This is a genomic window from Vibrio sp. L5-1, assembly GCF_021728315.1.
Classification (GTDB): Bacteria; Pseudomonadota; Gammaproteobacteria; order Enterobacterales; family Vibrionaceae; genus Vibrio; species Vibrio splendidus_K.
On the sequence record NZ_JAKKCQ010000004.1, the window covers coordinates 63,251 to 84,967 of the forward strand.

17 protein-coding genes and 8 tRNA genes are annotated in these 21,717 nt (G+C 44.6%); 24 read left to right on the forward strand and 1 reads right to left on the reverse strand.

Annotated elements, in window-relative coordinates; all coding sequences use genetic code 11:
• The first annotated feature begins 48 nt into the window (after window positions 1-48).
• From mazG to rpoS, 11 genes are all read left to right on the forward strand, one after another.
• On the forward strand, window positions 49-864 hold the full coding sequence (gene mazG / locus L3V35_RS16545) for a nucleoside triphosphate pyrophosphohydrolase (protein WP_004735391.1): 816 nt from the start codon (window positions 49-51) through the stop codon (window positions 862-864).
• Between the two features lie 132 nt (window positions 865-996).
• Window positions 997-2,637 (forward strand): CTP synthase, encoded by a 1,641-nt coding sequence (locus tag L3V35_RS16550; RefSeq protein WP_017095250.1) that lies wholly within the window; start codon window positions 997-999, stop codon window positions 2,635-2,637.
• A gap of 81 nt (window positions 2,638-2,718) precedes the next feature.
• Complete coding sequence (gene eno, locus L3V35_RS16555) at window positions 2,719-4,017, forward strand: phosphopyruvate hydratase (protein WP_029405988.1); 1,299 nt, start codon at window positions 2,719-2,721, stop codon at window positions 4,015-4,017.
• 575 nt (window positions 4,018-4,592) lie between these two features.
• Window positions 4,593-4,874 carry a cell division protein FtsB gene (ftsB, locus tag L3V35_RS16560; RefSeq protein WP_004735394.1) on the forward strand — a complete coding sequence of 94 codons (282 nt, stop codon included), beginning with the start codon at window positions 4,593-4,595 and terminating at the stop codon, window positions 4,872-4,874.
• On the forward strand, window positions 4,874-5,575 hold the full coding sequence (gene ispD / locus L3V35_RS16565; protein WP_017090808.1) for a 2-C-methyl-D-erythritol 4-phosphate cytidylyltransferase: 702 nt from the start codon (window positions 4,874-4,876) through the stop codon (window positions 5,573-5,575). Before ftsB ends, ispD begins: the two co-directional genes overlap by 1 nt.
• Before the next feature lie 2 nt (window positions 5,576-5,577).
• Window positions 5,578-6,057, forward strand: a complete 480-nt coding sequence (ispF, locus tag L3V35_RS16570) for a 2-C-methyl-D-erythritol 2,4-cyclodiphosphate synthase (protein WP_004735397.1) — start codon at window positions 5,578-5,580, stop codon at window positions 6,055-6,057.
• Between the two features lie 22 nt (window positions 6,058-6,079).
• Window positions 6,080-7,126 (forward strand): tRNA pseudouridine(13) synthase TruD, encoded by a 1,047-nt coding sequence (gene truD, locus L3V35_RS16575; protein ID WP_029405000.1) that lies wholly within the window; start codon window positions 6,080-6,082, stop codon window positions 7,124-7,126.
• 76 nt (window positions 7,127-7,202) lie between these two features.
• Window positions 7,203-7,946 carry a 5'/3'-nucleotidase SurE gene (gene surE / locus L3V35_RS16580; RefSeq protein ID WP_004735400.1) on the forward strand — a complete coding sequence of 248 codons (744 nt, stop codon included), beginning with the start codon at window positions 7,203-7,205 and terminating at the stop codon, window positions 7,944-7,946.
• Window positions 7,947-8,573: a protein-L-isoaspartate(D-aspartate) O-methyltransferase gene (locus L3V35_RS16585; RefSeq protein WP_004735402.1), complete on the forward strand. Its 627-nt coding sequence runs from the start codon at window positions 7,947-7,949 to the stop codon at window positions 8,571-8,573.
• Between the two features lie 34 nt (window positions 8,574-8,607).
• Window positions 8,608-9,522 (forward strand): murein hydrolase activator NlpD, encoded by a 915-nt coding sequence (gene nlpD / locus L3V35_RS16590; protein ID WP_029222472.1) that lies wholly within the window; start codon window positions 8,608-8,610, stop codon window positions 9,520-9,522.
• Between the two features lie 98 nt (window positions 9,523-9,620).
• Window positions 9,621-10,601 carry an RNA polymerase sigma factor RpoS gene (rpoS, locus tag L3V35_RS16595; protein ID WP_004735404.1) on the forward strand — a complete coding sequence of 327 codons (981 nt, stop codon included), beginning with the start codon at window positions 9,621-9,623 and terminating at the stop codon, window positions 10,599-10,601.
• A gap of 157 nt (window positions 10,602-10,758) precedes the next feature.
• Here rpoS and mutS read toward each other — a convergent pair whose 3' ends face one another.
• Window positions 10,759-13,320: a DNA mismatch repair protein MutS gene (gene mutS, locus L3V35_RS16600; RefSeq protein WP_237300303.1), complete on the reverse strand. Its 2,562-nt coding sequence runs from the start codon at window positions 13,318-13,320 to the stop codon at window positions 10,759-10,761.
• Between the two features lie 123 nt (window positions 13,321-13,443).
• Here mutS and pncC point away from each other — a divergent pair, with 123 nt between their 5' ends.
• The 13 genes from pncC to L3V35_RS16665 all read left to right on the forward strand — a co-directional run bounded on the left by pncC (window position 13,444) and on the right by L3V35_RS16665 (window position 21,418).
• Window positions 13,444-13,938: a nicotinamide-nucleotide amidase gene (pncC, locus tag L3V35_RS16605; protein ID WP_029222254.1), complete on the forward strand. Its 495-nt coding sequence runs from the start codon at window positions 13,444-13,446 to the stop codon at window positions 13,936-13,938.
• A 139-nt stretch (window positions 13,939-14,077) separates the two neighbouring features.
• Window positions 14,078-15,118, forward strand: coding sequence for a recombinase RecA (recA, locus tag L3V35_RS16610; protein WP_004735435.1), 1,041 nt, complete (start codon window positions 14,078-14,080; stop codon window positions 15,116-15,118).
• A 343-nt stretch (window positions 15,119-15,461) separates the two neighbouring features.
• Window positions 15,462-18,044 (forward strand): alanine--tRNA ligase, encoded by a 2,583-nt coding sequence (alaS, locus tag L3V35_RS16615; protein WP_102504443.1) that lies wholly within the window; start codon window positions 15,462-15,464, stop codon window positions 18,042-18,044.
• Window positions 18,045-18,264: 220 nt separating this feature from the next.
• Window positions 18,265-19,446: an aspartate kinase gene (locus L3V35_RS16620; protein ID WP_237300356.1), complete on the forward strand. Its 1,182-nt coding sequence runs from the start codon at window positions 18,265-18,267 to the stop codon at window positions 19,444-19,446.
• Between the two features lie 92 nt (window positions 19,447-19,538).
• Complete coding sequence (csrA, locus tag L3V35_RS16625; protein WP_004415691.1) at window positions 19,539-19,736, forward strand: carbon storage regulator CsrA; 198 nt, start codon at window positions 19,539-19,541, stop codon at window positions 19,734-19,736.
• A gap of 477 nt (window positions 19,737-20,213) precedes the next feature.
• A tRNA-Ser gene (locus L3V35_RS16630) sits at window positions 20,214-20,306 on the forward strand.
• A 46-nt stretch (window positions 20,307-20,352) separates the two neighbouring features.
• Window positions 20,353-20,429: transfer RNA gene (locus L3V35_RS16635), tRNA-Arg, on the forward strand.
• A gap of 48 nt (window positions 20,430-20,477) precedes the next feature.
• Window positions 20,478-20,570: transfer RNA gene (locus L3V35_RS16640), tRNA-Ser, on the forward strand.
• A gap of 85 nt (window positions 20,571-20,655) precedes the next feature.
• Window positions 20,656-20,732 (forward strand) — tRNA-Arg (locus tag L3V35_RS16645).
• A gap of 101 nt (window positions 20,733-20,833) precedes the next feature.
• Window positions 20,834-20,910, forward strand: a tRNA-Arg gene (locus L3V35_RS16650).
• Window positions 20,911-21,002: 92 nt separating this feature from the next.
• Window positions 21,003-21,079 (forward strand) — tRNA-Arg (locus L3V35_RS16655).
• Window positions 21,080-21,163: 84 nt separating this feature from the next.
• Window positions 21,164-21,240, forward strand: a tRNA-Arg gene (locus L3V35_RS16660).
• 101 nt (window positions 21,241-21,341) lie between these two features.
• A tRNA-Arg gene (locus tag L3V35_RS16665) sits at window positions 21,342-21,418 on the forward strand.
• The last annotated feature ends 299 nt before the right edge of the window (window positions 21,419-21,717 follow it).

Below are 21,717 nucleotides of genomic sequence, written 5' to 3' on the forward strand. Positions count from 1 at the left end.
AAGACGTTATAAATTTAAAAATCAAAGACAGTGAATAGGAAGAAAACGATGAATCACCCGATTGAACAACTTGAACAGATTATGGCTAAGCTGCGCGATCCTGAAGGTGGCTGTCCTTGGGATTTGAAACAAAATTTTGAAACAATTGTGCCTCATACTATCGAAGAGACGTATGAGGTGGTGGACGCGATTCACAACAAAGATTGGCCGAATCTACAAGAAGAGTTGGGCGACCTGCTGTTTCAGGTGATCTTCTACAGCCAACTGGCGAAAGAGCAGGGCTTGTTTGAGTTCTCTGATGTGGTCGACGGTATCAATGAGAAGCTAACGCGCCGCCATCCGCATGTGTTCTCTGATACTGAGTTTGCCAGTGATGAAGAAATTAATGCGAACTGGGAAGCTGAAAAAGCCAAAGAAAAAGCACAGGCAGGCAAAACTCAAGAAAGTATTCTAGACTCAATACCAAACTCTCTACCTGCACTTTCGCGTGCTACAAAGATTCAAAAGCAAGTCGCGAAATTTGGCTTTGATTGGGACTCTATCGGCCCGGTCGCTGATAAGGTTTTAGAGGAAGTTGATGAGGTGCTAGAAGAAGCACTTCAAGTAACGCCAAACGAAGATTTAGTTGAAGAAGAACTGGGTGATTTGTTGTTTGCTACCGTCAATTTAGTGCGACATTTGGGTAAAAATCCAGAAACGGCTCTCAATAAAGCCAATCTGAAATTTTCACGCCGCTTTAAAGGTGTGGAACAAAAAGTTCGTCAGCAAGATAAAATTTTGACCGATTTTTCTCTACAACAGCTTGATTCCATGTGGGATGAAGTCAAAGTGGCGGAGAAAAGATCATCAAAGCTTTTATCATGAATTGATTTGAAGCAAAAAATAAAAAATTGCAGTGTGATAGATTTCACGTTGTGGCGATAAGGGGCTTCTGGTATATTTTCATCCCGTCCAGAAGTAATCCATTTCCCTCATTCAACCAATTTCAGGTTAAACATGACGACAAATTACATTTTTGTTACTGGCGGGGTTGTATCCTCTCTAGGTAAAGGTATTGCAGCAGCATCTCTTGCGGCTATTTTAGAAGCTCGTGGTCTTAAAGTGACTATGATGAAGCTTGACCCTTACATCAACGTTGATCCAGGCACTATGAGCCCGACTCAACACGGTGAAGTGTTCGTTACGGAAGATGGCGCTGAAACTGACCTTGACCTTGGTCACTATGAGCGATTCATTCGCACCAAGATGACTAAGCGTAACAACTTCACAGCAGGTCGTGTTTATGCTGACGTTCTACGTAATGAACGTCGTGGTGACTACCTAGGTGCAACAATCCAGGTTATTCCTCACATTACTAACTCTATCAAAGAACGCGTAATCTCTGGCGCTAAAGGCCACGATATCGCGCTTGTTGAGGTTGGTGGTACTGTTGGTGATATCGAATCTCTACCATTCATGGAAGCGATTCGTCAGTTAGCTGTAGAACTAGGTCGTGAACGCGCGATGTTCATGCACTTAACTCTCGTTCCTTATTTAGGTGCAGCGGGTGAGCTTAAAACTAAGCCAACGCAACACTCTGTAAAAGAACTACTGTCTATCGGTATCCAACCTGACATTCTAGTTTGTCGTTCAGATCGTGTTATCCCAGCAAACGAACGTAAGAAAATTGCTCTTTTCTGTAATGTACAAGAAAAAGCAGTTATCTCTATGAAAGACGTAGATTCAATCTACAAGATCCCACAGTTAATCCGTGCACAGGGTACTGATGATCTTGTATGTAAGCGTTTCGGTATCGATGCTCCAGAAGCTGATCTGTCTGAATGGGAACAAGTAATTTACGAAGAAGCTAACCCAACGGGTGAAGTAACGATTGGTATGGTTGGTAAGTACATTGAACTGCCAGATGCATACAAATCAGTAAATGAAGCGCTGAAGCACGCAGGCTTGAAAAACCGCCTAAGTGTCACAATTAAATATGTAGATTCACAAGATGTTGAATCTAAAGGCACAGAAATTCTACAAGGCCTAGATGCAATCCTAGTTCCTGGTGGCTTTGGCGATCGTGGTGTTGAAGGTAAGATCCTTGCTGCACAATACGCTCGTGAAAACAAAGTACCTTACTTAGGTATCTGTCTAGGTATGCAAGTTGCTCTTATTGAGTACGCTCGTAACGTTGCGAAGATGGAAGGTGCACACTCTTCTGAATTCTGCAAAGAAACTAAATACCCTGTTGTTGGCCTAATCACTGAGTGGATTGACGGCGAAGGTAAAGTTGAAGAGCGTACTGAAAAATCTGACCTAGGCGGCACAATGCGTCTTGGTTCACAGCTTTGTCACCTAGCGAAAGGGACGAAAGCTTACGAATTATACGGTAGCGCGACGATCCATGAACGTCACCGTCACCGTTACGAAGTGAACAACAATCTTCGTCCACAAATCGAAAAAGCGGGCCTAAAAGTATCGGGTCTATCTGCGGACAAGAAACTGGTTGAAGTTATTGAGAACCCGAACCACCCATGGTTCGTTGCTGCTCAGTTCCACCCAGAGTTCACTTCAACACCTCGCGATGGTCACCCATTGTTTGCAGGTTTCGTTAAAGCGGCTGGCGAATTCCAGCGCGGCGAATTAGAAAAGTAAAAAGGAATCCAGGTAGCTGCGTAAGTTGTGCTGCTACCTTTAAATTTGACATTTATATATTCAACGAGAAGGAAACATTCAATGTCTAAGATCGTTAAAGTTCTAGGTCGTGAAATCATCGATTCACGTGGTAACCCAACTGTAGAAGCTGAAGTACACCTAGAAGGCGGTTTCGTAGGTATGGCTGCTGCTCCATCTGGCGCATCTACTGGTTCTCGCGAAGCTCTTGAGCTACGTGACGGCGACAAATCACGTTTCCTAGGTAAAGGTGTTCTTAAAGCAATTGAAGCTGTAAACGGCCCAATCGCTGACGCTCTAGTTGGTAAAGACGCTAAAGCACAAGCTGACGTTGACCAAGTTATGATTGACCTAGACGGAACAGAGAACAAATCTCAGTTCGGTGCTAACGCTATCCTTGCTGTTTCTCTAGCGAACGCTAAAGCTGCTGCTGCTGCGAAAGGCATGCCTCTATACGAGCACATTGCTGAGCTAAACGGTACTGCTGGTCAGTTCTCTATGCCTCTACCTATGATGAACATCATCAACGGTGGCGAGCACGCTGATAACAACGTTGACATCCAAGAGTTCATGATCCAACCAGTTGGCGCTAAAACTCTTAAAGAAGGTCTGCGTATCGGCGCTGAAGTATTCCACAACCTAGCTAAAGTTCTTAAGTCTAAAGGCTACAGCACTGCAGTTGGTGATGAAGGTGGTTTCGCTCCTAACCTTAAATCTAACGCTGAAGCTCTAGAAGTTATCGCAGAAGCTGTTGCAGCTGCTGGTTACGAACTAGGTAAAGACGTTACTCTTGCTATGGACTGTGCAGCATCTGAGTTCTTCGACAAAGAAGCTGGCATCTACAACATGAAGGGCGAAGGTAAAACTTTCACTTCTGAAGAGTTCAACCACTACCTAGCTGAACTAGCGAACAACTTCCCAATCGTTTCTATTGAAGACGGTCTTGACGAGTCAGATTGGGATGGTTTCAAGCACCAAACTGAACTTCTAGGCGACAAGCTTCAAATCGTTGGTGACGATCTGTTCGTTACAAACACTAAGATTCTTGCTGAAGGTATCGAGAAAGGCGTAGCTAACTCTATCCTTATCAAGTTCAACCAAATCGGTTCTCTAACAGAGACTCTAGCTGCTATCAAAATGGCTAAAGACGCTGGCTACACTGCAGTAATCTCTCACCGTTCTGGCGAAACTGAAGATGCAACTATCGCTGATCTAGCGGTAGGTACAGCTGCAGGTCAAATCAAAACTGGTTCTATGAGCCGTTCTGACCGTGTTGCTAAGTACAACCAACTTATCCGTATCGAAGAAGCTCTAGGTTCTAAAGCTCCTTTCAACGGTCTTAAAGAAGTTAAAGGTCAATAATTCACTCTGAATTATTAGCTTAAAGCTTTTGAAAAACGCTCTACTTCGGTAGGGCGTTTTTTTTGCCTAAAATACGTCATTCCCTAGACTGACGAAGGAAGGCATAGGGAATCTCTTGTTTACGTTAAGCGTGATAGATTCCCAACTCAGTCGTTCCTCCTTCTTGGGAATGACGGGTCACATGACTTAAGAAAGACGTTCTGTCTTTGGTTCTTTCGTTTGCAGTAGTTTGTATCATTCGTCATTCCCTAGACTGACGAAGGAGGGCATAGGGAATCTCTTGTTTACGTTAAGAGTGATAGATTCCCAATTCAGTCGTTTCTCCTTCTTGAGGATGACGAGAGCATGTGTCATAGGTAAGGTGGTGCGTTGCCTTCTTTTGTCTGTATTTTTATAGAATCGGTCATTCTTCAGACCGACGGACGAGGGCGTCGGGAATCTCATCACAAGTTTCGAACAACAATAATTCCCCGACTTATTGATTCCCTGACACCACATATCTCGCACCAATAAGCTCATTATGGTATATATGTGCCTTATTCTAGTTCCTTCTTTTTCAACCGGCGAAAGGTGTTATGCGAATTTTTGCTTTAGTACTGCTCATAGTGTTTGGCTGGCTACAACACACACTGTGGCTCGGTAAAAATGGTATTTCTGATTACTACGGTGTGAACAACGAAATCCAAGTTCAGCAGCAAGTAAATGAAAAGCTTCATCTTCGCAATGCTGAGATGTTTGCGGAAATCGACGATCTACGCCAAGGTTTAGACGCGATAGAAGAGCGCGCACGTCATGAGCTGGGAATGGTGAAAGAAGGCGAAACGTTTTATCGTATTATTGGTGAGGAATCTCATTAATGTCGAACCAACTTCAAAGCGTTATTGCAGTGGTCCCCGCAGCGGGCGTCGGCAGCCGAATGAAGGCAGACCGTCCCAAGCAATATCTTCAAATTCACGGTAAAACGATTTTAGAGCACACGGTTGAGAAACTGTTGTCTCACCCTCAAGTGTCTAAAATTGTGGTAGCGGTCAGCGACGATGATCCTTACTACCCTGAATTACCGCTTAACCTTAATCCACAGGTGATCAGAGTTTCCGGCGGAACGGAAAGAGCCGATTCAGTGCTTTCTGCTCTGGACTATATTGCCCAACAGCAACTCAGTGATTGGGTGATGGTGCATGATGCCGCTAGGCCTTGTATCCAATTGAGCGATATCGACAAACTGATCTCTGGTGCTATGACCCATGATGTTGGCGCGATTTTAGCTGCGCCGGTTCGCGATACAATGAAGCGTGGTGCTCAAGGACAAATTGAACACACGGTCGATCGCGTCGATCTTTGGCATGCGCTTACCCCTCAGATGTTTCGATCTAAGCCTTTACGGAAAGTCTTGAGTGAGGCCTTGCAACAAGGCGTTTCGATTACCGATGAGGCCTCTGCGTTTGAGTGGAAAGGTTTATCACCAGCATTGATTGCTGGGCGTTCAGATAATTTTAAGATTACTCAGCCTGAAGATTTGGCTTTGGCTGAGTTCTATTTAAGTCAGAATAAGGAATAATGATGATTCGTATTGGCCATGGCTTTGATGTACACAAATTTGGTGGTGAAGGCCCGGTAATTATTGGTGGCGTGAGTGTCCCTTATGAACAGGGTCTTATCGCCCACTCAGACGGTGATGTTGCCCTGCACGCATTATGCGATGCTTTACTGGGTTCCATTGCAGCCGGTGATATTGGTCGTCATTTCCCTGATACGGATGATGAGTGGAAAGGCGCAGATAGCCGCGAATTACTGAAAGATGTTTACCGTCGAGTAAAAGAGCAAGGTTATGTGATTGGTAATGCGGATATTACTATCATGGCGCAAGCTCCAAAGATGGCTCCTCATATAGACTCTATGTGCCAAGCCATTGCTCAAGATTTAGAAACAAGCATTAGCAATGTGAATGTAAAAGCCACGACTACCGAGCGTTTAGGTTTTACAGGTCGCAAAGAGGGCATCGCATGTGAAGCGGTGGTCCTAATTACTAAAAGTGCGTAAGCACCAACACGAAAAGAACAGCATGTCAGATATTTTATCTTCATTGGCTTACCTAAACGGTAAACCAACTGCGAAAGCAAAACTAAAAGCAAAAGCCGAACACTTTGTCGTTAATGAAGACTTGGGTTTTGAGTTTACTGGTGAAGGCGAGCACTTAATGGTGCGTATTCGTAAAACTGGTGAGAACACGAGCTTCGTAGCAAACGAACTGGCTAAAGCGTGTGGTGTTAAGTCGAAAGACGTGAGCTGGGCTGGTTTGAAAGACCGTCATGCTGTGACAGAACAGTGGTTAAGCGTGCATCTGCCAAAAGGTGAACCTGACTTTTCTGCTTTTCTCGCACAATACCCAAGCATTGAGATCTTGGCGACAGCACGTCACAACAAAAAGTTACGTCCAGGCGATTTAGTTGGCAACCAATTCGAGCTAACTTTGTCTGAAGTAACGGATTGTGATGATGTGGTAAAGCGTTTAGAAAAAGTCGCTCAAGTGGGCGTGCCAAATTACTTCGGTGCTCAGCGCTTTGGTAATGAAGGTAACAACTTATCTGAAGCTCGTCGTTGGGGTCGTGAAAACGTTCGTACGCGTAATCAGAATAAGCGCAGCTTGTATCTTTCTGCGGCTCGTTCTTGGATTTACAACTTAATTCTTTCTGACCGTATTGAGCAAGATGCGTTTGCGTCGGCATTGGTTGGCGATATTGTCGTGAAAGACGGCGCTCAATTAGCGGTAACAGCGGATAACATCGAAGCGGTAAACCAAGACATCGCGAACGGCTCTGCGTTTATTACTGTTGCTTTAGCAGGAGATAATGCGTTACCGACGACGGATGCCTCTCAAGCTTTAGAGCAGAAGCACCTTGATGCTGAACCGGATCTAATGGCTCTTATTTGTGGCAACCGTATGCGCCATGATCGCCGCGAAGCTTCGCTGAAGCCGATGGGTTTAGCGTGGGAAGTGAACGAAGACAATGTCACTCTTAAGTTCTCTCTCGATGCAGGTTGTTTCGCAACCGCTATTGTTCGTGAATTGGTTGAAGAAGTTCACGTAGAGAGAAGCTACGAGCAATAACGATTCTGCTTGGAGCGAAGTCACTTGATATCGGAAATTAAGTGACTTGGCATTGGAACAAAAGAAAGGATACAAGATGAAGATTTTACTCAGCAACGATGATGGTGTGCACGCTCAAGGTATTCATGAGCTGGCCAATGAATTACGTGATCTTGCTGAAATTATCATTGTGGCACCTGACCGTAATCGCTCGGGTGCTTCAAATTCATTAACTTTAGAACAGCCTCTACGTGTTCAAGAAATTACCGAAAATACATATTCGGTACAAGGGACACCGACCGACTGTGTACATTTTGCGTTAAATGAACTGCTAAAGAATGATATGCCTGATCTGGTATTAACGGGTATTAATCATGGTGCTAACTTGGGTGACGATGTGCTTTATTCAGGTACAGTGGCAGCCGCAATGGAAGGGCACTTTTTAGGCGTTCAATCGGTGGCGTTTTCTCTGGTGGGTAAAAAACATTTTAAGACAGCGGCGGCCATTGCTCGTCGTATCGTCGAACAACATTTAGCAAACCCAATCCCAACCAATCGCCTGTTAAACGTCAATATCCCTGATTTAGCGTTAGAGCAGTTGTCTGGTACTCAGGTGACACGCTTAGGTGCTCGTCATCATGCTGAAGATATGATTAAGCAAAAAGACCCACGAGGTCATGATATCTACTGGCTTGGTCCTCCGGGAAAAGAGCAAGATGCCGGTGAAGGCACGGATTTTTACGCTATCGAGCATGGCTTTGTATCGGTAACACCATTACAAGTTGACCTGACTGCGCACGAGTCGTTGGGTGCGATGACAACTTGGTTAGAGGAGAAGTAAGTGAGTAATCCGCATGCAGAGCGCTTAATTACTTTTCTGATTGAAAATGGTATTCAGGATCAAAAGGTTCTTGATGCTATTTATCAACTGCCGAGAGAGAGCTTTTTATCACAGGCGATGTATCATCAAGCTTATGATAATAATGCGCTTCCTATCGGACAGGGCCAGACGATTTCTCAGCCGTACATTGTTGCTAAGATGACAGAGTTGCTAGAATTACAGCAAGATAGCCGTGTTTTAGAAATCGGAACTGGCTCAGGTTATCAAACGGCGGTCTTGGCTCAACTGGTTGATCATGTGTATTCGGTTGAAAGAATTAAATCATTGCAATGGGATGCCAAGCGTCGTCTTAAACAGCTCGATTTCTACAATATTTCAACCAAGCACGGTGATGGCTGGCAAGGATGGTCTTCGAAAGCCCCTTTTGATGCGATTATCGTAACTGCTGCCGCAGAGTCGATTCCTCAAGCGCTTTTGCAACAGCTGAAAGATGGTGGTCGCTTATTGATTCCTGTTGGTGATGACGAACAGCAATTGTTGAAGATTGTTCGCCATGGTGACGAGTTTTTATCGAGTGTTATCGAGATGGTGAGATTTGTACCTCTCGTCCCTGGTGAGCTAGCTTAATAAAAGACTAATGGTGTAGGTGGATAGAGAGTCGATGCGTTCGAAGTTGTTAAAAGGAAGTACTTTATTGCTTAGTTGTGCACTTGTTGGGTGTGCGGCGAATTCACCTGCGCCCGTTTCAAGCCTAAACAAGAATTACTCATCGATTGATCGTGGTAGTTATCGCGGCAGTTACTATGAAGTAAAAAAAGGCGACACCCTTTACTTCATTGCTTATGTCACCAATAAAGACGTTAAAGACCTCATCGGTTATAACAAACTCGCTGCTCCTTACACTATCCACCCGGGGCAGAAGCTTAAGTTGTGGCGCCCGAGTTACAATGCGCCAGCGTATGGTAAATCAACAGTAGCGGTTGCAGCCGTTGCTGCGCCTGTCGCGGCATCCACAACTTCATCTGCGGCAAGTAAACCGAAAACTACGCCACAGAAGAGTAAAAACTCTAAACCTGCTCCAGCTCAAACTACCACCAAAGTGGTGAAAAAAGATCCACCAAAGAAGGTTGAACAATCCAAATCAAAGGAGTATGTTGGTTCTAAAGGTAAACAGAATGTTACACCGTCCACCAAACCAACAAGTGATAAAGTATCCAAATGGTTATGGCCAACTAAAGGGAGAGTAATCAAGAATTTCTCTGTAGGCGAACAAGGAAATAAAGGCATCGACATAGCAGGACAGCGAGGTCAGCCAATAGTATCTACTGCAGGGGGAACGGTTGTTTATTCGGGTAATGCACTACGAGGCTACGGCAATCTAGTGATTGTGAAGCACAATGATAATTACTTAAGTGCATACGCGCATAACGACCGACTATTAGTATCTGAAGGGCAAAGTGTGAAACCAGGGCAGAAGATTGCAACTATGGGAAGCTCTGGAGCCAGCAGTGTTAGGCTGCACTTTGAGATTCGTTACCAAGGTAAATCGGTTAATCCAAAACGATATTTACCTTAAATACAATATGCAAAAATTACGTATTGTATGGAGTGACATAGTCATTTAGCGACATATCAAGTTGTGATGTCATGCTAATTTCGCCAGGGGGAGGCGTTATGAGTATAAGCAATGCAGTAACCAAAGAAGAGTTCGATCTTAACCAAGCAACCACGGAACCGGAAGCTCTTGGAAAAGCAAAACGAACAGTCAAAAAGAAAACCGAAGCGAAAGAAGAAGTTGAAGTTACGTCTAAAAGTTTAGATGCTACTCAGCTTTATCTAGGCGAAATCGGTTTCTCACCACTACTAACCGCTGAAGAAGAAGTGCTTTATGCACGACGAGCTCTGCGCGGTGATGAAGCAGCACGTAAACGCATGATCGAAAGTAACCTGCGTTTAGTGGTAAAAATTTCACGTCGTTATAGTAACCGTGGTCTTGCACTTCTTGATCTTATTGAAGAAGGCAACCTAGGTTTGATTCGCGCCGTAGAGAAATTTGACCCAGAACGTGGTTTCCGCTTCTCAACTTACGCGACATGGTGGATTCGTCAAACCATTGAACGTGCGCTAATGAATCAGACTCGCACTATCCGTTTGCCAATCCATGTTGTGAAAGAGCTGAACATCTACCTGCGTACCGCAAGAGAGCTATCACAAAAACTTGATCATGAACCAACGGCAGAAGAAATTGCTTCTAAGCTAGATAAGCCTGTTGGTGATGTGAGTAAGATGCTTCGTCTAAACGAAAGAGTGAGCTCTGTTGATACGCCAATTGGTGGTGACGGTGAGAAAGCACTGTTGGATATTATTCCAGACATCAACAATTCAGATCCTGAGGTTTCAACTCAAGATAGCGATATCAAGAACTCATTGATTTTCTGGCTTGATGAACTGAATCCTAAGCAGAAAGAGGTGCTTGCACGTCGCTTTGGACTACTTGGTTACGAACCGTCAACACTAGAAGAAGTAGGCCGTGAAATTAGCCTGACTCGTGAACGTGTTCGTCAAATCCAAGTTGAAGGTCTTCGCCGTCTACGTGAGATTCTTATCAAGCAAGGTCTGAATATGGAAAATCTGTTCAATGTAGAAAATGACTAAATGAACTGATGATGTTTCTTTGAATAGAAGACAAATAAAAACGCTGACTCTAAGTCAGCGTTTTTTTGTTTGTGGCTTTTTTATCTGATGCTGCCTATTTAAGTGACAGTACAAAACGACAATAGCAAGCGACAATAACAAGCTACTTGGAAAGAGACTAAAGCAACTTCTTCAAACGATAGAGTTCTTCTAACGCTTGGCGAGGAGTTAAATCATCAGGGTCAACATTCGCTAGTGCTTGTTCTACTTCACTCGGTTCAGGTATCAGGCTCAGTTGGTTAGCGATATCAACGCCGCTTGGCTTTGATGTTGGAGAGTCGATACTCAATGCCTCTAACTGAGTCAGCTTCGCGCGTGCATTTTTGATTACCGCTTTAGGTACACCAGCCAATCCAGCTACCGCGAGGCCGTAAGATTTACTTGCTGCACCTTCTTGAACTGCGTGCATAAAGGCAATGCTGTCACCGTGTTCAACCGCATCTAAGTGTACGTTCGCTAAGGTTGGTATTTGGTTTGGTAGTTCAGTTAGCTCAAAGTAGTGCGTTGCAAATAGTGTCATCGCATTGATTTGATTAGCTAGCCATTCAGCACTTGCCCAAGCCAGAGACAGACCATCGTAAGTACTGGTACCACGACCGATTTCATCCATTAACACAAGGCTATTTGGTGTCGCGTTGTGCAGAATATTCGCGGTCTCTGTCATCTCAACCATGAAGGTTGAACGACCCGAAGCTAAGTCATCGGATGCGCCAATACGCGTAAAGATACGGTCGATAGAACCAATCGTCGCGCTTTCTGCTGGAACATAACAACCGATATGAGCCATCAGCGCAATGAGTGCGGTCTGACGCATGTAGGTCGACTTACCACCCATGTTTGGACCTGTAATGATTAGCATCTTACGTTGATCGTTGAGGTCGATAGGGTTAGCAATAAAGGGTTCGTCCATCACTTGTTCAACTACGGGGTGACGACCAGCCTGAATTTGTACACCAGCAGACTCTGTCATTGTTGGACGACAGTAATCAAGGGTGTCTGCACGTTCAGCTAAGTTTTGTAGAACATCAAGCTGAGACACTGAAGATGCAATGTTTTGTAGTCGCTCTAGATAAGGCAGTAACAAATCAAACAACTCTTCCCACAACTGCTTCTCGATAGCTAGGGCTTTCGATTTAGAGCTGAGAACTTTGTCTTCGTGCTCTTTCAGCTCAGGAATAATGTAACGTTCTGCATTTTTAAGCGTTTGGCGGCGAACATAGTGTGGTGGCACAAGGTGGCTTTGTCCGCGGCTTACCTGAATGAAGAAACCGTGGACGTTGTTGTAGCCAACTTTAAGCGTGTCGATACCGTGACGTTCACGTTCTTCTTGTTCAAGCTTATCCAGAAACTCGGTTGCACCCGCCGCAAGGTCGCGCCATTCATCAAGTTCTGCGTTGTAGCCTTCAGCTATCACGCCACCATCGCGGATCACCACCGGTGGGTTCTCTTTTATCGCACGCTCAAGCAGCTCTGACACTTCATCGACAGGGGATGCATACTGAGCAAGCTGAGTCAGGTATGGGTGCTTAAGTTGCGTCAGCGTTTCTGCAAGCTCTGGTAAGTATTCCATTGCTTGGCGGAGTCGTACCATATCACGTGGACGAGCAGAACGAAGTGCAAGACGCGCAAGAATACGCTCGATATCACCGATCTGTTTCAGCGTTGGTTGTAACTCAGTAAACAGAGCCAGATCTTTCATCTCACCAATCGCATCTAGGCGTTGATCAAGAGCTGAAATATTACGCATGGGTTGATGTAACCAACGCTTAAGCATACGACTACCCATAGCCGTCGCGGTGTGGTCAAGCACTTCAGATAGGGTGTTATCAGTGCCGCCACTAAGATTTTGGGTGATTTCTAAATTACGGCGAGTAGCCGTATCAAGGATCACGGAATGATCTTGCTTATCCATTGTGAGTGAACGGATATGCGGAAGGGCAGTACGTTGCGTATCTTTAACGTATTGGATCAGACAACCCGCAGCGCATAAACCTAGTTTTGCGCTTTCAACACCAAAGCCAACTAAGTCACGAGTACCAAATTGTTGATTCAGTTGCTGCTTCGCTGTATCTAATTCAAATTCCCATACAGGGCGACGGCGATTGCCATTACGACTTGCCATCAAATTTACAGGTTCGAAATCTTCAGGGAATAGCAGTTCACGTGGTGACGTTCTTTGTAGCTCTGCCGCCATTGCTTCTTCGGTTTCCGGCTCACATAGCTGGAATCGGCCAGAAGTAATATCAAGCGTCGCGTAGCCGAATTTACCATTGTGGTGGTAAATGGATGCAATCAGGTTATCAACACGCTCAGAAAGCAATGCTTCGTCGGTTACGGTTCCCGGAGTCACAATTCTTACGACAGCGCGATCAACCGGGCCCTTTGAAGTTGCTGGATTACCAATCTGCTCACAAATCGCTACGGACTCGCCCAACTGCACTAACTTCGCAAGGTAACCTTCCACGGCATGGTATGGAACGCCCGCCATAGGGATAGGCTCACCGTTTGAGGAGCCACGCTTAGTTAGTGAAATATCGAGGAGTTGAGAGGCTTTCTTAGCGTCATCGTAGAAAAGCTCGTAGAAATCTCCCATGCGGTAGAACAGCAAAATTTCTGGATTTTCTGCTTTTAGTTTTAGGTACTGCTGCATCATAGGAGTATGTTTTTGATCGGCTTTCACAGTTAACTTCTTTCGTTTATTTCTATTGCGGCTTAGGATACGTGAAAGCGTTTCGTGCGAAAAGCGACACATGCGAAAAGATGCAAATCCAAATGATATACATCTAGATAAGGGAAGCCAAAGATGCAGACGACTCAAGCTCTTAGTGAAAAACTCGGACACTTACTTGCGAAGCATAAACATGTATTAGTGACGGCTGAATCTTGCACTGGCGGTGGCGTTGCTAGCGCGGTAACCGATATTGCTGGCAGCTCGGCTTGGTTTGACCGTGCTTTCGTGACCTACAGTAATGAAGCAAAACAAGAGATGATCGGTGTTCAGCTTGAAACCTTAGTTGAATTTGGCGCCGTAAGTGAGCCGGTGGTTATAGAAATGGCTCACGGGGCACTACAACATTCAAACGGCACTATTTCTGTGTCTATCAGCGGTATTGCTGGCCCGGGCGGCGGCACGGAAGAGAAACCGGTAGGGACTGTGTGTTTTGCTTGGAAAGCAGTAAATGGGTGGAACAAAGTAGGAACGCATGTATTTACAGGCGATAGATCACAAGTACGCCAACAAGCTACGCACCATGCCTTACAAGTTATTTATGATTACCTATCAATGGAAGACAAGTAACATTTGTACAAATTATTTTCATACAGGTATGGACACTGTATGAATCAACAGTATAATAAAAGCCAATTAGTCACCCCTTTGTGGGTTAGAAATAGATTCTAAGTCGCTTGTTGAGACAACCGATTATGTGGAGATAGAAATGGACGAGAATAAACAAAAAGCGTTAGCTGCAGCCCTTGGTCAGATTGAAAAGCAATTTGGTAAAGGTTCTATCATGCGTCTTGGTGATAACCGCACAATGGACGTAGAAACTATTTCTACAGGTTCTCTATCTCTAGATATCGCACTAGGTGCTGGTGGCTTACCGATGGGACGTATCGTTGAAGTTTACGGTCCAGAATCATCAGGTAAAACAACGCTAACGCTTGAGCTTATTGCAGCAGCGCAGAGAGTGGGTAAAACATGTGCATTCGTGGATGCGGAACACGCACTTGACCCTATCTACGCTCAAAAGTTGGGTGTTGATATCGATGCTTTGCTTGTATCTCAACCAGATACCGGTGAACAAGCTCTAGAAATCTGTGATGCACTGGCTCGTTCAGGTGCTATCGATGTTCTTGTTATTGACTCGGTTGCTGCACTAACACCTAAAGCAGAGATCGAAGGCGAAATGGGCGATAGCCACATGGGTCTTCAAGCGCGTATGCTTTCTCAAGCAATGCGTAAGCTGACAGGTAACCTTAAACAGTCTAACTGTATGGCTATCTTCATTAACCAAATTCGTATGAAAATTGGTGTAATGTTCGGTAACCCAGAAACAACAACAGGTGGTAATGCACTTAAGTTCTACGCATCTGTTCGTCTTGATATTCGCCGTACTGGTGCAATCAAAGATGGTGATGAAGTTGTTGGTAACGAGACTCGTATCAAGGTTGTTAAGAACAAGATTGCTGCACCATTCAAACAAGCTGAAACTCAAATCCTTTACGGCAAAGGCTTCAACCGCGAAGGTGAGCTTATCGATTTAGGTGTTAAGAATAAGCTAGTAGAGAAAGCGGGCGCTTGGTACAGCTACAAAGGCGACAAGATCGGCCAAGGTAAATCGAACTCTTGTAAGCACCTACGTGAAAACCCAGAGATCGCTCTGGAACTTGACACTAAGCTTCGTGAATTGCTACTGACTCCTGCTGTTCTTGAAGAGAAAGGCGCAGAGAAAGAAGAAGAAAACGAAGAGCTATAAGCTAACGGTTTATAGAGCGGGTGTTTGAAAGGAACATCCGCTTTGAAAGAATAGGAAGCCTCGCATATTTTATGCGGGGCTTTTTTTGTCAACGTATTTTAGGACGAGACAAAGTATCTGTCCCCATCCTTGCTGCGCCTTGCTAGATCTATTTGGTTGTTTGAGGTAGCTTGCCAATTTTTTGTTTGTTCCCTATCTGAGCTAGTGGAATATTCTTCATTTTATCGATTTCCAACTAAAATCCTGCCCAAGGGTGTCTTTTCTACAAGAAAACTAGTCGAAGCCTTAACCATGATCTACAATACGGCAAAATTCTAACTCGACTATTTTCAGGAAGAGCTGCATGTACATGAGCACTGATGAGGTTCGCAACGCGTTCCTTAAGTTCTTTGAGAGCAAAGAACACCAAATCGTAGACAGTTCATCGTTAGTTCCACATAACGATCCAACCCTGCTGTTCACTAACGCAGGTATGAACCAATTCAAAGATTGCTTCCTAGGCGCCGAAAAGCGTGCCTACACTCGAGCAACTACGGCTCAGCGTTGTGTACGTGCGGGTGGTAAACACAATGACCTTGAAAACGTAGGTTTCACGGCTCGTCACCACACATTCTTCGAAATGCTAGGTAACTTCAGCTTTGGCGATTACTTCAAAGAAGAAGCGATTGGATTTGCTTGGGAATTCCTGACTGAAACACTAGGTCTGCCAAAAGATCGCCTGTTAGTAACGGTTTACGAGACAGATGACGAAGCATTCGAAATCTGGAACAAGAAAGTGGGCATCCCAGCTGACAAGATTGTTCGCATCGGCGACAAAGAAGGCGGCAAGAAGTTTGAGTCTGATAACTTCTGGACAATGGGTGACACAGGTCCTTGTGGTCCATGTACTGAAATCTTCTACGATCACGGTGAGCACATCTGGGGCGGTCGTCCTGGTACACCTGAAGAAGATGGTGACCGTTTCATCGAGATTTGGAACAACGTATTCATGCAGTTCAACCGTCACGCTGACGGCACTATGGAACCGCTACCTAAGCCAGCTGTAGATACTGGTATGGGTATTGAGCGTATCTCTGCAATCATGCAGGGCGTTCACTCTAACTACGAAATTGATGTATTCCAAAAGCTAATCAAAGCGACAGCAGAAGTGGTTGGTCACGACGACCTATCTAACCAATCGCTGCGCGTTATTGCTGACCACATCCGTTCTTGTTCATTCCTAATCGCTGATGGCGTAATGCCTTCAAACGAAGGTCGTGGCTACGTTCTACGTCGTATTATTCGTCGTGCAGTTCGTCACGGTAACAAGATTGGTGCACAAGGCGTGTTCTTCCACAAACTTGTGGGTGTACTGGCTGAAGTGATGGGCTCTGCAGCTGAAGAACTTAAGAAACAACAAGAGCTTGTTGAAAAAGTACTTCGCATCGAAGAAGAGAACTTTGGTCGCACGCTAGAGCGCGGCATGGTTATCCTAAACGACGCATTAGACGCACTTGAAGGCAAAGAGCTTGACGGTGAAACAGTATTCAAACTTTACGATACATACGGCTTCCCTGCTGACCTTACTAACGATGTAGCTCGTGAACGCGACTTTACTATCGATGAAGAAGGCTTTGAGAAGGCGATGGAAGCACAGCGTAAGCGTGCACGTGAAGCAGGCCAATTCGGTACTGATTACAACGCGACGATCAAAGTAGACACGAACACTGAGTTCTGTGGTTACACAGCGACTGAAGGCGCTGGTGAAATCTCTGCGCTATTTGTTGACGGCGAAGAAGTATCTTCACTATCGGCTGGCGACAAAGCAATCATCATCCTTGAAGAGACACCATTCTACGCTGAGTCAGGCGGTCAATGTGGTGACGCTGGTACGTTAAAAACAGCATCTGGTCTATTCAAAGTACAAGACACTCAGAAGCTAGGTAACGCATTTGCGCACCACGGTGAGCTAGTTGAAGGTGTATTTGCTCAAGGCGATAAAGTAGAAGCAACGGTTGACGCTGAGCGTCGTGCTGCTATCTCATTAAACCACTCTGCAACTCACTTACTTCACTCTGCACTGCGCGAAGTTCTAGGTGAGCACGTTGCTCAAAAAGGTTCTTTAGTTAAGCCAGACAACCTACGTTTTGACTTTTCTAACCTTGAAGCGGTAACGCCGGCACAGATTAAAGAAGTAGAGCGTTTGGTTAACGCACAAGTTCGTAAGAACCACGTGATTGAAACCAACATCATGGATATCGAGTCAGCGAAAGAAAAAGGTGCAATGGCACTGTTTGGCGAGAAGTACGATGATGAAGTTCGCGTTCTGTCGATGGGCGATTTCTCTACTGAGCTTTGTGGTGGTATCCACGCAAGCAATACGGGTGATATCGGCCTATTCAAGATCACATCTGAAGGTGGTATCGCTGCAGGTATTCGTCGTATCGAAGCGGTAACGGGTGAAGCTGCTCTAGATGCAGTAGAAGCTCAGGCTAACGCTTACGAAGAGAAATTGGCTGAATCAGCTAAGAAAGCGAAATCGCTAGAGAAAGAAATCCAACTGCTTAAAGAAAAGATGGCTGCTGCAGAAAGCGCAAATATCATGGGTAAAGTAGAAGACATCTCTGGTACTAAAGTTTTGGTTGCTGCAATTGAAGGCGCAGACAACAAGAACCTACGTACTATGGTTGATAACGCTAAAAACCAAGTAGGTAGCGGCATCATCCTGATTGCGAATATCGCAGACGGTAAAGTTGGCTTGATTGCTGGCGTAACCAAAGACCTTATCGGCAAAGTAAAAGCGGGTGACCTCGTTAAGATGGTTGCTGAGCAAGTTGGCGGTAAAGGCGGCGGTCGTCCAGATATGGCTCAAGCGGGTGGTACAGACGTTGAAGCGCTGCCTGAAGCGCTTAAATCTGTGCGTACTTGGCTAGAAGAGCGTCTTTAAGCTTAAGTAATTGATACAAAGATGCCCAATCAGTTGATTGGGCATCTTTTATTTTGCCTATTGGAAGCGTGATTAAACAAGGTTTGATTGAGATTAACCAAGAAGTCCAATGGAAACGTTAGACTCCTTGGTTAATTTTTTATTGCTTCGCTCTGACGCGGAGTATGTGTTTTTTTGTCATATATAGACATTGGTCTTGGGAAGGTGAGGACGGGTGAAAATGCCTCTTATCGTGCAGAAATTTGGTGGAACGTCGGTGGGTTCAATAGAGCGGATCCATCATGTAGCAGAAAAAATCATTGAAGCGAAAAATGAAGGGAACCAGATCTTGGTTGTCGTTTCTGCTATGTCAGGTGAAACAAATCGGTTAGTTAACTTAGCCACGCAAGTTGATAGTGTCCCAAATGCTAGAGAGTTGGATGTGTTGTTAACTGCTGGAGAACAAGTTTCCATGGCTTTGTTGGCGATGACGTTGCACAAGTTGGGTTATGAAGCGACATCGATGACCGGCTATCAAGCCAAGATACACACCGATTCTAATCATAATAATGCGACGATTGAGCGTATTGATACCGCACCTATTAGAGCGCTGTTAGATGATGACAAGATTGTCATTGTTGCAGGTTTTCAAGGCGTTAATGCGAAAGGTGACATCACAACCTTAGGGCGAGGTGGTTCAGATACTACGGCCGTTGCATTAGCGGGCGCGCTTCAAGCTAAAGAGTGTCAGATCTATACCGACGTTGATGGCGTATATTCCTGCGACCCTAGAGTGGTTAAGCAATCTAAAAAATTAGATACCTTAGACTTTCCCTCTATGGAAGAAATGGCTCGCAGAGGCGCGAAGGTTTTGCACCTGCCATGTGTTCAGCATGCGTGGCGACACAATGTACCACTGAGAGTACTTTCGAGTTTTGAAGAAGGCGAGGGCACTCTCATCGCGGGTAATGATTGTTTGAATGATATTGCTGGAATAGCCATTCAAAGAGATATGGTTCGCATCGAATGTTTGAATCAAGATTTACCGTCTCTCATGTCGCATTGCCAGTTGTTAGGGATCGAAGTCTGTAGTGTGATCGAGGAAACAGAACGGGCAGCGCTCATTATCAAACCGGACATAAGTGCTAAATTAAAACTAGTTTTTGCTGAAAAAATCCGTAATAGTGAATATGTTAGTTTGTTAACTGTGGTAGGAAGCCGAACGCAAGAAATTGTGGTCAGTTCACATGGATTGTTGTCTGAAGGCGAAATTGATGTACAACATCACTTATTGCAGCAGCAGTCTTTAACTTTGGTGATATCACCAACGCAAGTCGATATAGCTGCTAACATATTACACAATGCATACATCGTAGCGCGTGAAACACAGGGTTATCTTAAAAAAGAAGTGCATTTTGGTTAAATAAACTCAATCGATAGTTTACGAAAATATAACTTTTGTTGGATAATGCTCTCGTAGCTAGATAAATTTAGAGATTACTCAAGGAGCAAAGAATGCTAATTTTGACTCGCCGTGTTGGCGAAACACTGATGATTGGTGATGAAGTAACAGTTACTGTACTAGGCGTTAAAGGTAACCAAGTACGTATTGGTGTTAACGCACCTAAAGAAGTATCTGTTCACCGTGAAGAGATCTACATGCGCATTCAAGCTGAAAAAGGTAATGGTAACGTTGCATCTGGCAACTACTAATACTTTTGCGTAGAAGAGGGGCTAGCATTGTTGCTAGCCTTTTTTGATCTTGGGGTGCACATAATCACAACTTAGCAATAGGTTGATTCACTAGCGGGCTTAGTTATAGATGCTGGATGGAGTGCTTGATATAGAAAAGCCACGCCACCAGAGTTAACTCTTATTGAAGCACCGTGATATTTGTTTGCCATAGTTCAAGTTTTACTGACTTACCCTATGGCGAAATCGAGCATCCCGTAGTATGGTGCAATCAGCAGTGACACTTACTGCGAGATAAATTAGATAATTGTTTTCCGCTGTTAATTATTGCCAATCTTTCACCTTAATTTTTAAGGGAAAAAGCGCTAATTGGATGTTATAAGTTCAATTTGCAAGCGCTTTGATTAAATTGCAAACGGTTGAATGTTTTTGTCCGGTTTTTTTCAATAAAGTGTTTGACATATTTTCGGTAAAACGTAATATGTGCCTCCGCAAGACGGTGAGGTGGCCGAGAGGCCGAAGGCGCTCCCCTGCTAAGGGAGTATGTGGTTTATAGCCGCATCGAGGGTTCGAATCCCTCCCTCACCGCCATTTCTTGCACGTTTGAATTTGCAAGCAAACACAGAAGTAACAATGTGCGCCCTTAGCTCAGCTGGATAGAGTACCTGGCTACGAACCAGGCGGTCGGAGGTTCGAATCCTCCAGGGCGCACCATTCTTTAGATTACTTTGTTAATAAGTAATGGATAAGAATAATGAATTTGGTGAGGTGGCCGAGTGGCCGAAGGCGCTCCCCTGCTAAGGGAGTATGTGGTTTGTAGCCGCATCGAGGGTTCGAATCCCTCCCTCACCGCCATTCATTACAGGCCTATGGCCTTTTTTTTGTTTCGTAGAAACAAGAATGTGATATATTTCACAACTTCTTCACTTGAAGATACCGTGCGCCCTTAGCTCAGCTGGATAGAGTACCTGGCTACGAACCAGGCGGTCGGAGGTTCGAATCCTCCAGGGCGCACCACTATTTAGGGTTTTCATTAATCCTGATGTTGAACGTTTAGTTTTGCTTTATTGCCTTAACTGCTTTATTGCTTTAACTAACAGCTTAATATCGAAACCGTTGCGCCCTTAGCTCAGCTGGATAGAGTACCTGGCTACGAACCAGGCGGTCGGAGGTTCGAATCCTCCAGGGCGCACCACTTTTAGGGTTTTCACTAATCCTGATGTTGAACGTTTAGTTTTGCTTTATTGCCTTAATTGCTTTAACTAACAGCTTAATATCGAAATCGTTGCGCCCTTAGCTCAGCTGGATAGAGTACCTGGCTACGAACCAGGCGGTCGGAGGTTCGAATCCTCCAGGGCGCACCACTATTTAGGGTTTTTATTAACCCTGATGTTGAACGTTTAGTTTTGCTTTATTGCCTTAGCTAAAAGCTTAATATCGAAACCGTTGCGCCCTTAGCTCAGCTGGATAGAGTACCTGGCTACGAACCAGGCGGTCGGAGGTTCGAATCCTCCAGGGCGCACCACTATTTAGGGTTTTCACTAATCCTGATGTTGAATGTTTAGTTTTGCTTTATAGTCTTAACTGCTTTATTGCCTTAACTAACAATTTAATATCGAAACCGTTGCGCCCTTAGCTCAGCTGGATAGAGTACCTGGCTACGAACCAGGCGGTCGGAGGTTCGAATCCTCCAGGGCGCACCACCTTATTAAAGAAAGCCTCGTTTATACGAGGCTTTTTTTATGTCTGCTGTAAATTTGTTGCGATAATGTTAAATTTTGTCGTTATTTAACTTGTTGTATTTAAAGTAATTCTTGATTGCTTCTTTGTTATTCCACCTTTCTCATATCATTTCTAAGAAAAGCCCCGTTTAAGTCACAGTTTAAATATCTATAAATGACGTATTTGACAGATTTATGTGATCTGATAGGCGAATAATTAACCTTATGTGTGCGTTATCCGTAACAGAACCTTAAACAAAATTGACAAACTTTTACCAATC